Annotated in this window: 1 protein-coding gene; it reads left to right on the forward strand. The window is 46.4% G+C overall.

The genetic code is table 11. The features are described from left to right. Positions 1 to 136: 136 nt before the first annotated feature. Positions 137 to 519 (forward strand): ExbD/TolR family protein (locus H8K32_RS19990; RefSeq protein ID WP_186914393.1); only part of this gene is annotated, 383 nt, incomplete at its 3' end.

The following is a 519-nucleotide window of genomic DNA, read 5'->3' on the forward strand; positions in this document are numbered from 1 at the left end:
AAAAACCTCTCACCACAGAGGCACAGAAGCACAGCAAAAACCGTAGAGCAACACAGTATTTATTTGCTCTACGGTTTTTAAAAGTGATGATGAGTTAGTGGTTTTGAACGTTAAAGTAATCTGAAAGAGACACATTATGGCAATGGCAATCGGCAACGATGGTGATGGCGAAGACGAAGTCAACAGCACCATCAACACCACCCCGTTGGTAGACGTCATGCTGGTTTTGCTGATTATCTTCCTGATCACCGCACCGGTGATCACAGATACAGTCAAACTCAAGCTGCCGGCAGAAACCAACCAGATATTTAAGACCAAGCCAGAAAACATCACCATCTCAATTAGTAAAGATGGCGATATTTACTGGAATGGCGGCATGCGTCCGCTGCCAGGCGGGACAGAAGATCTGTTCGAGAAACTCAAAGTAGAAGCCGTAAAGATCCCGCAACCGGAAGTTAACATCCGCGGTGACCAGAACGTTCGCTACGAATTTATCGGCAAAACGATCCTCAACGCCCA

Origin of the sequence: Cognatundibacterium jejuense (assembly GCF_014284255.1) — a bacterium.
Classification (GTDB): Bacteria; Pseudomonadota; Gammaproteobacteria; order Burkholderiales; family Burkholderiaceae_D; genus Undibacterium; species Undibacterium jejuense.